Genomic DNA, 12,689 nt, shown 5'->3' on the forward strand with positions numbered 1-12,689 from the left:
GGGTGGTCGAACCGCGTTGGCTCAGCGAGACCCGGGACGCCTACGACACCGTCGCCGAGGACTACGCGCGGCTGCTGCCGGACGTGGTGGAGCCGCCGCTGGACCGGGCCGTGCTGACCGCGTTCGCCGAGACGGTGGGGCCGGGTCGACCGGTGCTGGAGGTCGGCTGCGGCACCGGCCGGGTCACCGCCCACCTGCGCCGCCTCGGTCTCGACGTGGCCGGCGTCGACCTGTCGCCCGGCATGGTGGCGGTGGCCCGCCGCACCCACCCGGAGCTGCGCTTCGACGTCGGCTCGATGACGGAACCGGTGGCGACCGACGCGTCCCTGGCCGGGCTCGTCGCCTGGTACTCGATCATCCACCTTCCGCCGGAGCTGCTGCCCGAGGTCTTCGCCGGCTTCCACCGGGCGCTCGTCCCGGGCGGCCACCTGCTGCTCGCGGTGAAGGCCGGCGACCGGGTCGACCGGCGGGCCCAGGCCTACGGGCACGCGGTCGCGTACGACGTGCACTGGCTGCCGCCGGAACGCCTGGCCGCGCAGCTCACCGCCGCGGGGCTCGCGGTGACCGCCACGCTGCTCCGGGCGCCGGTCGGCGCGGAGCGCCAGCCCCAGGCGTTCCTGCTCGCGCGGCGGGCCGGCGGATGAGCGTCGCGCTGTTCACCCTCGGCGGGACCATCGCGATGGCCGGCGCCGGCGCCGGGGGAGTGGTCACCCGGCTCACCGGCGCCGACCTCACCGCCGCCGTACCCGGGCTCGCCGACATCCCGCTCGACGTGCGCGACGTCGAGGCGGTGCCCAGCGCCGCGCTCGCGTACCGGCAGATCCTCGACCTGGTGGACGCGGCGGCCGCGGCGGTCGACGGCGGGGCGACCGGCGTGGTGGTCACCCAGGGCACCGACACGCTGGAGGAGACCGCGTTCCTGGCCGACCTGGTCTGGTCGCGCGCCGCGCCGCTGGTGTTCACCGGCGCGATGCGCAACCCGACGCTGGCCGGCCCGGACGGGCCGGCGAACCTGCTCGCGGCGGTCCGGGCCGCCGCCGCGCCGGCCGCGCGGGACCTCGGCGTGCTGGTCGCGATGAACGACGAGATCCACGCCGCGCGGTTCGTCCGCAAGACCCACAGCACCGGTACGGCCACGTTCGCCTCGCCGGACGCCGGGCCGCTCGGGCACGTGATCGAGGGGCGGGTACGCGTGCTCACCCGGCCGCCCCGGCACGCGCCGCTGCCGGCGGTGGGCCGCGACCGGCTGGCCGCCGTCCGGGTGGCGCTGCACACGGTCACGCTGGACGACGACGTGGCGCTGCTCGACGCGCTCGCCGCCGGTCGGGACGGGCTGGTGGTGGCCGGGTTCGGGGTGGGGCACGTGCCGCCGGCGTTCGCCCCGGCGCTGGGCGCGCTGGCCGGACGGATGCCGGTGGTGCTGACCTCGCGCACCGGGGCCGGATCGGTGCTGCGGGACACCTACGGCGCGGTCGGCTCGGAGCGGGACCTGCGGCGGCGCGGGCTGGTCGACGGCGGGCTGCTCCACCCGTACAAGGCGAAGGTGCTGCTGCGGCTGCTGCTCGCCGCCGGCTCGGACTCCGGCGCCGTCGCCGAGGCGTTCGCGCTTCACGGCTGAGGGGTGTTAAGCGGGGGCCCCGCCTATGCGGAAAACGTTAACCGGGGGCCCCTCCTTACACTCCAGCGGTGAGTGACGAGCTGGCGGACCGTCCGTTGACCGAGCCGCACCCGTCGCGGCTGCCGCTCGCGCACCCGGGGCGGGCGCGGATCCTGACGGCGCACGCCGCCGCGCTGGCCGCCGGGGAGGCCGGCTACCCGGATCCGGAGACCGGCCTCTTCGTGCTCAGCGCCGGCTTCCTGGCCCGCCGGGGCACGTGCTGCGGGCGAGGATGCCGGCACTGCCCGTACGTGGCCGATTAGGGCCTTCCGTCCCTGTCGTCCGCGCCGTACGGTGTCCGACGGAACTCCGGCGGGCCGGCCCCGCCGCCGACCGCGGAGGTCTTCCCGTGCGCGCCCGTAGTACCTGGCTGGCCGCCTCGGCCGTCCTGCTCGCCGCCGGCTGCGCCGACGACAGGTCCCCGGTGGCCGTGCCGGCGCCCCCGCCACCGGCGGCCGAGGTCGCCGCCGCCTCCTCCGGCGGGGCGTGCCGGCTGCTCGACTTCGGGGTGATCGCCGAGCACACCGGCGGCACGTTCGACGTGGCCGCCGCCACCGACCAGGGCGACACGCACACCTGCGTGGTCCGTGCCCAGGGCGCGGTGCTGCCGGAGTTGACGCTCGCGGTGACGGACACGTCGATCGACGCGGCGACGTTCACCGCCGACGTGCAGCCCCGAGGGGCGACGAAGGTCACCAAGCTCGGCAAGATCGCTTACCGGCGGACGCTGCCGAGGACCGCGCACAGCGGCCCGGCCGCCGAGGTGGGCTGGCTGGCCACCGAGGACCGGCTCGCCAGCCTGCGCTGGACCAGCCCCGAGGGGACCGCCGCGGCGGAGGTGGCGCAGGCGACCGGAAAGCTGGTCGCGCTGGCCAAGGTGATCGACACCCGGCAGTTGTGAGCCCGCCGGGCCGGTCGGCGGGCCGTGGTCCGGCCGGTCAGCGGGCCGCGACGAAGACGCGGGAGGCCACCTCGCGGGGCAGCCGCACCCGGTCGCCGGAACGGTCGATGGAGACACCGTCACGCTCCTGCGCCACGGTGACGGTCGCGCCCGGGTCGACGCCCGCCGCGTGCAACTGCCGGAGCACGTCCGCGTCGGTCTGCACGCTCTCGCAGATCCGCCGCACCACCACCGAGCCGGACAGGCCCGGGAAGGCCAGGTTCCGCTCGCTCTCGACGGTCTCGGCCGGCGTCTGGCCGGGGTCGCCCAGCTCCTCCAGCCCCGGGATCGGGTTGCCGTACGGCGACCGGGTCGGGCGGTTGAGCAGGTCGTAGACCCGCTTCTCCACCGCGTCGCTCATCACGTGCTCCCAGCGGCAGGCCTCCTCGTGGGCCTCCTCGTAGGGCATCCCGATCACGTTGACCAGCAGCAGCTCGGCCAGCCGGTGCTTGCGCATCACCGAGACCGCGGTGCCGCGGCCCAGCGCGGTGAGGGTCAGGTGCCGGTCGCCCTCGACGGTGAGCAGGCCGTCGCGCTCCATCCGGGCGACGGTCTGGCTGACGGTCGGGCCGCTCTGCCGCAGCCGCTCGGCGATGCGGGCGCGCAGCGGCGGCACACCCTCTTCCTCCAGCTCGAGGATGGTGCGCAGGTACATTTCGGTCGTATCGACCAGTGAGTGAGCGTTTATCTTTATCACCCGTAAGCGAGGAACGAACCGGAATCTCCAGTGTCTCACGAGCCGCCCCTGAGCTGCCAACACCACGACCGGCCCCCCGCCAGGGGCGGGCGGTCCCGGTCGGATCGCCGCCGAATGGTGTTGACTGGGTCGCATGTCCGGAACCGCAGAGTTGCTGGTCGAGCCGGACCGGCTCGCCGCCGAACTCGACCGCGCCGACCCGCCCGTCCTGCTCGACGTCCGCTGGCGGCTGACCGGCCCGCCCGGCCGCGACGACCACGCCGCCGGCCACCTGCCCGGCGCCGTCTTCGTCGACCTGGACACCGAGCTGTGCGGGCGTCCGGGCGCCGCCGGGCGGCACCCGCTGCCCGACCCCGCCGCGTTGCAGGCCGCGCTGCGGGCGGCCGGCGTCCGCGCCGGTCACCCCGTGGTGGTGTACGACGGCGGCGACGGGATGTCCGCCGCCCGGGCCTGGTGGACGCTGCGCTGGGCGGGGCACCGGCCGGTGCGGGTGCTGCACGGCGGCTTCCCGGCCTGGGTCGCCGCCGGCCTGCCGGTGGACACCGCGACGCCCGAGCCCACGCCCGGCGACGTGACCGTCACCCCGGGCGCGATGCCGGTGCTCGACGCCGGACAGGCCGCCCGGCTCGCCGCCGCCGAGGACGCGGTGCTGCTCGACGTGCGGGCCGCGCCGCGCTACCGGGGCGAGAACGAGCCGGTTGATCCGGTCGCCGGGCACGTTCCGGGCGCGGTGAACCTGCCCGCCCCGGAGTACGTGACCCAGGGCCGGTTCCCGGCCGCGGAGACGCTGCGCGCGCGGTTCGCCGAGGCGGGGGTGCGCGGGGACGCGCCGGTCGGGGCGTACTGCGGCTCCGGGGTGACCGCCGCGCAGACGGTGCTGGCGCTGCACCTGGCTGGCCGGCCGGACGCGGCGCTGTACGTGGGCTCGTGGAGCGGCTGGGTGGCCGACCCGGACCGTCCGGTGGCGACCGGTGGCGCCACCGGTCGGTGAGTGCGCAGTTGGTGGGCGTGTCCGCGCTCACGTGCGACGATGGCCGCATGGCCGACGACACGGTGGTGGTGTGGGACTCCGCCCTCCTCGCCTACGACATGGGGGACCACCCCCTCGACCCGGTCCGCGTCGAGCTGACCATGGCGCTCGCCCGCGAGCTGGGCGTGCTCGACCGGCCGGGCGTGTGCCTGGTCAGGCCGGAGCCGGCCGACGACGCGCTCCTCACCCGGGTGCACGATCCGGCCTATCTGGACGCGGTCCGGGCCGCGCCGCGTGACCCGCTCTTCGCCGGCTTCGGGCTCGGCACCTCGGACAATCCGGTCTTCGACGGGATGCACGAGTCGAGCGCGCTGATCGCCGGCGCCACCGTGGCCGCCGCCGAGGCGGTCTGGCGGGGCGAGGCGCGGCGCGCGGTGAACGTGGCCGGCGGCCTGCACCACGCCATGCCGGCCCGGGCGGCCGGCTTCTGCGTCTACAACGATCCGGCGGTGGCCATCGCCCGCCTGCTCGACCTGGGCGCGGAGCGGATCGCGTACGTCGACGTGGACGTGCACCACGGCGACGGGGTGCAGGAGATCTTCTACCGGGACCCGCGGGTGCTCACGGTCAGCCTGCACGAGACCCCGCTGGCGCTCTTCCCCGGCACCGGTTTCCCGGACGAGACCGGCGGGCCCGGCGCGGAGGGCAGCGCGGTCAACGTGCCGTTGCCGCCGGGGGTCGGCGACGCCGGCTGGCAGCGCGCGTTCCACGCGGTGGTGCCGTCGGTGCTGCGCGCGTTCCGGCCGCAGGTGCTCGTCACCCAGTGCGGGGCGGACGGGCACCGGGCCGACCCGCTGGCCGACCTGCACCTGTCCGTGGACGGGCAGCGGGCCACCTACCGGGCGTTGCGGGCGCTCGCCGACGAGCTGTGCGAGGGCCGCTGGGTGGCCACCGGCGGCGGCGGGTACGCGCTGGTCGAGGTGGTGCCCCGGGCCTGGACGCACCTGCTCGCGGTGGCCACCGGTGAGCCGCTGGACCCGGCCACGCTCACCCCGCCGGGCTGGCGGGAGTTGGCCGCGCGCCGGCGGCCCGGGCACGACATCCCGCTGCGGATGACCGACGACGTCGATCCGGAGTACCAGCCATGGCAGCCCAGCGGCGAGCCGAACGCGGTGGACCGGGCGGTCGCGGCCACCCGCAAGGCCGTCTTCCCGCTGCTCGGGCTCGACCCGCACGATCCGCGCGACTGAGCGGCGGTGGGGAGGACCGACCGGTGACCACAGTCGAACAACCGGTGGACGTGCTGCTCAGCGACGGCACGACCGTCCAGCTGCGGCAGATCCGCCCGAACGACGCGGCGGCGATCGTGGCGATGCACGCCCGGTTCTCCGAGCGCACCCGCTACCTGCGGTACTTCTCGCCGTATCCGCGCATTCCGGAGCGGGACCTGAAGCGGTTCGTCACGGTGGACCACCGCGACCGGGAGGCGTTCGTGGTGCTGGCCGGCGAGCGGATCGTGGCCGTCGGCCGGTACGAGCGGCTCGGTCCCGCCTCGCCGGAGGCCGAGGTGGCGTTCGTGGTGGAGGACGCCTACCAGGGGCGGGGCATCGGCTCGGTGCTGCTGGAGCACCTCGCGGACGCGGCCGGCCGGCACGGTATCGGGCACTTCGTCGCCGAGGTGCTGCCGGCGAACGGGACGATGCTGCGGGTCTTCGCCGACTTCGGTTACCAGGTGCAGCGCCAGTACGCCGACGGCGTGGTGCACCTGAGCTTCCCGATCGCGGCGACCGAGGCGACGCTCGCGGTGCAGCGTGGCCGGGAGCACCGCACCGAGGCGCGGTCCATCGCCCGGCTGCTCGCCCCACGCGGCATCGCCGTCTACGGCGCCAGCACCACCGGCCAGGGCGTCGGCGCGGCGCTGCTCGGGCACCTGCGGGACGGCGGGTTCACCGGCGCGCTCGTCCCGGTGCACCCGAGCGCGGCGACGGTGGCCGGGCTGCCGGCGTACCGGTCGGCGGCCGACGCCGGTCTCGACGTCGACCTGGCCGTGGTGGTGGTCGCGCCGGACGCGGTGCACGACGTGGTGCGGGACGCCGCCCACGCGGGCGCGCACGGGCTGGTGGTGATCTCGGCCGGGTTCGCCGAGGCCGGCCCGGCCGGGGCGGCGGCGCAGCGGGCCCTGGTCCGGGCCGCGCACCTGGCCGGCATGCGGGTGGTCGGCCCGAACTGTCTCGGCGTCGCCAACACCGACCCGGCGGTACGCATGAACGCCACGCTCGCGCCGGCGCTGCCGGCGCCCGGGCGGGTGGGCGTGTTCAGCCAGTCCGGCGCGTTCGGGGTGGCGTTGCTGGCCGAGGCGTCCCGGCGCGGGCTCGGGGTGTCGAGTTTCGTCTCGGCCGGCAACCGGGCCGACGTGTCCGGCAACGACCTGTTGCAGTTCTGGCAGGACGATCCGGGCACCGACGTGATCACGCTCTACCTGGAGACGTTCGGCAATCCGCGCAAGTTCGCCCGGCTGGCCCGGCACATCGGCCGGAGCAAGCCGGTGGTGGCGCTGGCGTCGCTGGCCCGGCCGCCCGGGGTGGGCGAGGCGCCGGCGCTGGACGCCGCCGCGGTGAGCGCGCTGTTCGCGCAGTCCGGCGTGCTCCGGGTGGACACGGTCGCGGAGCTGCTCGACGTGGGTGTGCTGCTGGCCCACCAGCCGCTGCCGGCCGGACGGCGGGTCGCCGTGGTCGGCAACTCGTCGGCGTTGACCGGGTTGGCCGCGACCGCCGGCGCCGGCCAGGGGCTGATCGTCGTCGACGGGTACCCGCACGACGTCGGGCCGACCGGCGGCGCGGCCGCGTACGCCGCCGCGCTCGCCGCCGCGGCGGCGGACGACCGGGTGGACGCCGTGGTGGCGGTGTTCGCGCCGCCGCTGCCCGGTCAGCTCACCGATCCGGAGGCGGACTTCGCGGCGGCGCTGCCGGACGCGCGGGCCACCGGCAAGCCGGTGGTGGCGACGTTCCTCGCCGGGCGGGCGCCGACCGGGGTGCCGACGTACCCGAGCGTGGAGGAGGCGGTGCGGGCGCTGGCCCGGGTCACCCGGTACGCGGACTGGCTGCGTCGGCCGCCGGGCGTGCTGCCCGAGCTGGCCCGGGTCGACCGGGCGGCCGGGCAGGCGGCGTGGGGCCCGGACGGGGCGGATCCGGCGACGCTGCTCGCCGCGTACGGGATCGACGTGGTGGCGTCCGTGCCGGCCGGTTCGGCCGAGGCGGCGGTGGCGGCGGGGGAGCGGCTCGGCTGGCCGGTGGCGCTCAAGGCGGCCGCCCCGGGGCTGCGCCACCGCCTGGACCTGGGCGCGGTCCGGCTCGACCTGGCCGACGCCGGGGCGGTGCGCCGCGCGTACGCCGAGATGGCTTCGGGGTTCGGCGCGGAGGTGCTGGTGCAGCCGATGGTGCCGCCGGGCGTGGCGTGCGTGGTGGAGCTGGTGGAGGATCCGGCGTTCGGCCCGGTGGTCGGGTTCGGGTTGGGCGGGGTGGCGACCGAGCTGCTCGGCGACCGGGCCTGGCGGGCGGTGCCGCTGACCGACCGGGACGCCGCCGAGCTGGTCGACGAGCCGCGCGCCGCGCCGCTGCTGCACGGGCACCGGGGCGCCGCCCCGGTGGACCGGGCGGCGCTCGTCGACCTGCTGCTGCGGGTCGGGCGGCTGGCCGACGAGCAGCCCCGGGTACGCGCGCTGCGGCTCAACCCGGTGCTGGCCCGTCCGGACGGCATCTCGGTGCTGCACGCCACCATCCGCACCGGCCCGGATTCACCGCGCCCCGACACCGGCCCCCGCCGCTTGTAAGGACGGGCCCCCTGTTAACGCCTCCGGTAGAGGCGGGGACCCCTGTTGACACCCGGGCTCAGCCGCGGGCGGAGATCTGCTGCACTGACCACTTGTTGCCGTCCGGGTCGCGGAAGAACACGAAGCCGACGTTGTCCAGCGGGTGCGGCATCGGCCGGGGGTTCCTGCCGACGACCTGGATGTCGCTGACCTCCACGCCCCGCTCGACCAGCTCCGCGCGGGCCTTCTCCAGATCGGGCACGACCAGTTGCAGCCCTCTGAGGGAACCGGGTGGCATCTCCGGCACGACGCCCCGGCCGAGGACGATCGAGCACCCGGAGCCGGGGGGCGTGAGTTGCACGACGCGTCCCACGTCACCCAGGTCGGTGTCGTGGTCGACGGCGAAGCCGACCCGACCGGCGTAGAACTCCTTGGCCCGGTCCACGTCGGAGACCGGCACGACCACCACTTCCAGGGTCCAGTTCACCGTCCCAGGGTGGTCGGCCCGGGCCGCCGGATCAAGCGCGACAGGCCCCGGCGAACCGCCGGGGCCTGTCGGTGGGGCGTCGGGTCAGCAGGCGTACGCCTCGAGCCGGTTCGCCCGCTCCGGGTCGCGCAGCTTGAGCAGCGTCACCTTCTCGATCTGCCGGATCCGCTCCCGGGACAGCCCGAACTCGCGGCCCACCTCGTCCAGGGTGCGCTGCCGGCCGTCGTCCAGGCCGAAGCGCAGCCGGATCACGGCCTGCTCCCGCTGGGAGAGGGTGGCCAGCACGATCCGCACCTCGTTGCGCAGCTCGCCGTTGGCGGCGGCGTCGCCCGGCTCGGTACGCGGGTCGACGGCGGCGACGAAGTCGCCGAGCGCGCTCTCGCCGTCCTCGCCGACCGCCTGGTCCAGGCTCACCGGCTCCCGGTCGAACGAGATCAGCTCGATCACCTGGTACTCGGGGACCTCCAGCGCGGTGGCGACCTCGGCGACGGTGGGCTCGCGACCCAGCGTCACGGACAGCTCGCGGCGCACCCGGACCATCCGGTTGACCTGCTCGACCATGTGCACCGGGATACGGATGGTGCGGGCCTGGTCGGCCATGGCGCGGGTGATGGCCTGGCGGATCCACCAGGTGGCGTACGTGGAGAACTTGAAGCCCTTGGTGTAGTCGAACTTCTCGACCGCCCGGATGAGACCGAGGTTGCCCTCCTGGATCAGGTCGAGGAAGGCCATCCCGCGCCCGGTGTAGCGCTTGGCGATGCTCACCACCAGGCGGAGGTTCGCCTCCAGCAGGTGGTCCTTGGCGGCGCGTCCCTCGGCCGCGACCAGCGCCAGGTCCGCGCGCAGGTCGGCGGAGACCGGCGTGCAGGTGGCGAGCTTCTCCTCGGCGAAGAGGCCGGCCTCGATCCGCCTGCTCAGCTCGACCTCCTGCGCCGCGGTGAGCAGCTTGGTGCGGCCGATGCCGTTCAGGTAGGCCCGGACCAGGTCGGTGGAGACGCCGCGGTCGTCGGTGGCGTCCAGGTCCGTGAGGGTGACGTCCATGTCCTGGTGCTCGATCATCTGCTGGGTCATCTCTGTCTCTCCCCGTGTCCTACGTGCCGTACCGGCCCGTGCCGCCGGCGCGGTGGGGGCCGGTGACAAACAGCTTCGCAACCGGGGCGTGAGACGGGAGTGAGGCGATCGGGGACCCGACACGAATCCGGGGGGAACGTGGGGTGTCGCTTGTCCCGTCCGGCTACCGTGCCAGCGAACCGGCCGGCAGGGCCGGGGACGAACCGGCGATCGGAGAACTCAGGTGGTCTTCAAGCGGCTCATGCAGGCGATGGGGGTGGGCGGGCCGTCGGTGCAGACGGTGCTGGCCAACCCGAACTGCCGTCCCGGCGGTCAGCTGGAGGGCCGGGTCCAGGTGGTCGGCGGCGACCACCCGGCGGACGTGAGCTGGATCTCGCTCGGCCTGCTCACCCGGGTGGAGGTGGAGAGCGGCGACTCGGAGTACAACACCAACCAGGAGTTCGGCCGGATCCAGCTCACCGGCGCGTTCCAGCTGGCGCCGGGGCAGCGCCACGACGTGCCGTTCCGGTTCCAGGTGCCCTGGGAGACGCCGCTCACCGACCTGTACGGCCAGCACCTGCACGGCATGACCATGGGGCTGCGGACCGAGCTGGAGGTCGCCCGGGCGGTGGACTCAGGTGACCTGGACGCGGTCGCGGTGCACCCGCTGCCGGCCCAGGAGCGGCTGCTGGAGGCGCTGCTGCGGTTGGGCTTCCGGTTCGCCCGCGCCGACGTCGAGCGGGGCCACATCTACGGCGTACGCCAGCAGTTGCCGTTCTACCAGGAGATCGAGTTCTATCCTGCGCCGCAGTACGCCGGCGCGATGAACCAGCTCGAGGTCACCTTCGTCACCGACCCGCAGCAGGTGCAGGTGGTGCTGGAGATGGACAAGCGGGGCGGCCTGTTCACCGAGGGCCGGGACGCGTTCGGCCGGTTCACCGTGGACCACGCCACGGCGGACCGCACCGACTGGGCCGCCCAGCTCGACGGCTGGCTGCGCCAGTCGTTGTCCCGGCGGGGCCTGTTCTTCTAGGCGGCGACGCGGGCGCTCACAGGTCCAGCAGGAGCGAGCGGGGGCCGACGTTGACGCTCTCCACCAGCATGTGGGTGCGGAAACGACCGGTCGCCACCGTCGCGCCGCGGGCGCGCAGCTCCTCGACCACGGCGTCGACGAGCGGCTCGGCGACGTCCGCCGGGGCAGCGGCGGTCCAGCTCGGCCGCCGACCCTTGCGGGCGTCGCCGTAGAGCGTGAACTGACTGACCACGAGCAGCGGCGCCCCGGTGTCCGAGGCGCTGCGCTCGTCGTCCAGGATGCGTAGCTCGTGCAGCTTGCGGGCCATGGTGGCGGCCACCTGCCGGGTGTCGGCGTGGGTGACGCCGACCAGCACCAGCAGCCCGTCGGTGATCTCGCCGACCACCGCGCCGTCGACCGTGACGGAGGCCCGGGCGACGGTCTGCACCAACGCCCGCATCAGTCCGTCACCGGCTCGACGAGACCGCGCTCGACCAGGTGCGCCACGATCGGGCCGGCCGCCTCGGCCAGCTCGTCCGGGGCCACGTCGTGCGCGGCGGCGAGCAGGGCGAGCTGGTCGCGCAGCGGCAGCCGGCCGTCCGCGCCGCCGACCAGGGCGAGCACCAGCGGGTCGATCTCCTCGGACCAGCGCAGTCCGCGCGGCGCGGCGAGGACCTGCCGGTCCACCGCCCAGCCGTCGTCGCCCATGGTGGCCTCCTGGCGGAGCTGGAGCCCGTCGGCGGCGCGGTAGCGGGCGGCCAGCAGCCCGTCGGTGTCCCGGGCACGCAGCCAGTCCTGCCTGTCGAACCATTCGGCGATCCGGTCGCCGAGCGGCGGTTCGACCCGCTGGCGCAGGTCCTCGACCCGGACGATCGGCTGGTCGTGGCCGGCCCGGCGCAGCGACACGAGGCCGAAGCCGATCGCCTCCACCTTGTGCGCGTCGAACCAGTCCAGCCAGGCTTCCATCCGCTGCGGGTCGGCGCTCTCCCCGACGTCGGTGAGCCAGAGGTTCACGTACGCCATCGGGTCGGCCACCTCGCGCTGGATGACCCAGGCGTCCAACCCGGTGCCGGCGAACCAGCCGGTGACCCGGTCGGCCCAGTCCTCGCCTGTGACGTGCACCCAGTTCGCCAGGTACTGCATGGTGCCGCCGTCGGTGAGCAGGTGCGGCGCGGCGGCGGCCAGCTCGGCGCCGATCGCGTCGCCGACCCGCCCCGAGTCGCGGTAGACGTGGGTGGTGGTGCCGGGGCCGACCACGAACGGCGGGTTGCTGACCACCAGGTCGAAGCGGCGTCCGGCGACCGGGGCGACCAGGTCGCCGCGGAGCAGCTCCCAGTCCTGCCCGTTGAGCGCGGCGGTGGTGGCGGCGAAGCGCAGCGCCCGCTCCGAGACGTCGGTGGCGGTGACCCGGCGGGCGTGGGTGCCCAGGTGCAGCGCCTGCACGCCGGAGCCGGTGCCGAGGTCCAGCGCGGTCTCCACCGGGCGGCGTACGGCGGCGCCGATCAGCGTCTGGGTGGCCCCGCCGATGCCCAGCACGTGCTCGGCGTGCAGCGGCCGGCCGGGTCGGGCGCTGGCCGGCACGTCGGCGAGCACCCACCAGTCGTCGGCGTACGGCTCCAGGTCGACGCCGGCGCGCAGGCCGTCGCCGTGCCGCTCGACGATGCCGCCGGCGAGCGCCTCGTCCACGGTCAGCGGCGCCAACGCGGCGGCCACCACCGGCTCCGGCTCGGTGCGGTCGCAGATGAACACCCGGATCAGCGTGCCCAGCCGGTCGCGGTCCTCGGTGGCGCGCAGCGCGGCCCGGTAGTCGTTGCGGGCGACGCCGCCGGTGGCCTGCGAGCCGAGCCGCCCGGCGATGCCGTTGGCGGTGAAGTCGGCAAGCGTCAGCGCGGTGCGCAGCGCGTCGACCCCGGCGGGGGAGAGCAGCATGTCGTGACGGTCCACGTGGCCATCCTGCCCCGACCGCCGCCCGGCGCGACGCGCACCCGCCGGATCCGGCCGGCAGACGGTCTTACCCGGCAACTATCTCTTTCATGGGCATCAATGTGTGGTTAGCATTCCCGTCAAC

The 12,689-nt window shown here is 75.4% G+C and carries 13 protein-coding genes; 8 read left to right on the top strand and 5 right to left on the bottom strand.

The window, feature by feature from the left end; genetic code table 11:
- Positions 1-2: 2 nt before the first annotated feature.
- From OG767_RS09055 to OG767_RS09070, 4 genes are all read left to right on the top strand, one after another.
- Positions 3-644: a class I SAM-dependent DNA methyltransferase gene (locus OG767_RS09055; protein ID WP_405092992.1), complete on the top strand. Its 642-nt coding sequence runs from the start codon at positions 3-5 to the stop codon at positions 642-644.
- The gene (locus tag OG767_RS09060) at positions 641-1,618 is read left to right on the top strand and encodes an asparaginase (RefSeq protein WP_405092993.1); all 978 of its coding nucleotides are present in this window, start codon (positions 641-643) and stop codon (positions 1,616-1,618) included. Before OG767_RS09055 ends, OG767_RS09060 begins: the two co-directional genes overlap by 4 nt.
- Before the next feature lie 68 nt (positions 1,619-1,686).
- Positions 1,687-1,920, top strand: coding sequence for a DUF5522 domain-containing protein (locus OG767_RS09065; protein WP_405092994.1), 234 nt, complete (start codon positions 1,687-1,689; stop codon positions 1,918-1,920).
- Positions 1,921-2,006: 86 nt separating this feature from the next.
- Positions 2,007-2,558 (top strand): hypothetical protein, encoded by a 552-nt coding sequence (locus OG767_RS09070; protein ID WP_405092995.1) that lies wholly within the window; start codon positions 2,007-2,009, stop codon positions 2,556-2,558.
- A gap of 37 nt (positions 2,559-2,595) precedes the next feature.
- Here OG767_RS09070 and OG767_RS09075 read toward each other — a convergent pair whose 3' ends face one another.
- A complete protein-coding gene (locus OG767_RS09075) occupies positions 2,596-3,294 on the bottom strand; it encodes a metal-dependent transcriptional regulator (protein WP_405092996.1) in 699 nt (232 codons plus the stop codon).
- Positions 3,295-3,427: 133 nt separating this feature from the next.
- Here OG767_RS09075 and OG767_RS09080 point away from each other — a divergent pair, with 133 nt between their 5' ends.
- The 3 genes from OG767_RS09080 to OG767_RS09090 are packed head-to-tail and all read left to right on the top strand — an operon-like array spanning position 3,428 to position 8,093.
- Positions 3,428-4,285, top strand: coding sequence for a sulfurtransferase (locus OG767_RS09080; RefSeq protein WP_405092997.1), 858 nt, complete (start codon positions 3,428-3,430; stop codon positions 4,283-4,285).
- A gap of 47 nt (positions 4,286-4,332) precedes the next feature.
- Positions 4,333-5,514, top strand: a complete 1,182-nt coding sequence (locus tag OG767_RS09085) for an acetoin utilization protein AcuC (RefSeq protein ID WP_405092998.1) — start codon at positions 4,333-4,335, stop codon at positions 5,512-5,514.
- 23 nt (positions 5,515-5,537) lie between these two features.
- The gene (locus tag OG767_RS09090) at positions 5,538-8,093 is read left to right on the top strand and encodes a GNAT family N-acetyltransferase (protein WP_405092999.1); all 2,556 of its coding nucleotides are present in this window, start codon (positions 5,538-5,540) and stop codon (positions 8,091-8,093) included.
- A gap of 58 nt (positions 8,094-8,151) precedes the next feature.
- Here the strand turns inward: OG767_RS09090 and OG767_RS09095 are convergent, their stop codons facing one another.
- Both OG767_RS09095 and sigB read right to left on the bottom strand, forming a co-directional pair.
- Complete coding sequence (locus OG767_RS09095; RefSeq protein ID WP_405093000.1) at positions 8,152-8,559, bottom strand: VOC family protein; 408 nt, start codon at positions 8,557-8,559, stop codon at positions 8,152-8,154.
- Positions 8,560-8,643: 84 nt separating this feature from the next.
- Entirely contained in the window at positions 8,644-9,630 is a 987-nt protein-coding gene (gene sigB, locus OG767_RS09100; RefSeq protein ID WP_281935362.1) for an RNA polymerase sigma factor SigB, read from the bottom strand.
- 223 nt (positions 9,631-9,853) lie between these two features.
- Between sigB and OG767_RS09105 the strand changes: the two genes are divergently transcribed.
- On the top strand, positions 9,854-10,642 hold the full coding sequence (locus tag OG767_RS09105; RefSeq protein ID WP_405093001.1) for a sporulation protein: 789 nt from the start codon (positions 9,854-9,856) through the stop codon (positions 10,640-10,642).
- Between the two features lie 16 nt (positions 10,643-10,658).
- Here the strand turns inward: OG767_RS09105 and dtd are convergent, their stop codons facing one another.
- Both dtd and OG767_RS09115 read right to left on the bottom strand, forming a co-directional pair.
- A complete protein-coding gene (gene dtd / locus OG767_RS09110; protein ID WP_405093002.1) occupies positions 10,659-11,081 on the bottom strand; it encodes a D-aminoacyl-tRNA deacylase in 423 nt (140 codons plus the stop codon).
- Positions 11,081-12,565, bottom strand: coding sequence for a methyltransferase (locus tag OG767_RS09115; protein WP_405093003.1), 1,485 nt, complete (start codon positions 12,563-12,565; stop codon positions 11,081-11,083). Before OG767_RS09115 ends, dtd begins: the two co-directional genes overlap by 1 nt.
- Between the last annotated feature and the right edge of the window lie 124 nt (positions 12,566-12,689).

The sequence above is a fragment of the Micromonospora sp. NBC_01392 genome (assembly GCF_045040125.1).
In the GTDB taxonomy this organism is placed as follows: Bacteria; Actinomycetota; Actinomycetes; order Mycobacteriales; family Micromonosporaceae; genus Micromonospora.

Excerpts from the sequence above, each read along its gene's own strand:
- OG767_RS09060 (WP_405092993.1), top strand. The coding sequence starts at position 641 with ATGAGCGTCGCGCTGTTCACCCTCGGCGGGACCATCGCGATGGCCGGC.
- OG767_RS09080 (WP_405092997.1), top strand. The coding sequence starts at position 3,428 with ATGTCCGGAACCGCAGAGTTGCTGGTCGAGCCGGACCGGCTCGCCGCC.
- OG767_RS09085 (WP_405092998.1), top strand. The coding sequence starts at position 4,333 with ATGGCCGACGACACGGTGGTGGTGTGGGACTCCGCCCTCCTCGCCTAC.
- sigB (WP_281935362.1), bottom strand. The coding sequence starts at position 9,630 with ATGACCCAGCAGATGATCGAGCACCAGGACATGGACGTCACCCTCACG.
- dtd (WP_405093002.1), bottom strand. The coding sequence starts at position 11,081 with ATGCGGGCGTTGGTGCAGACCGTCGCCCGGGCCTCCGTCACGGTCGAC.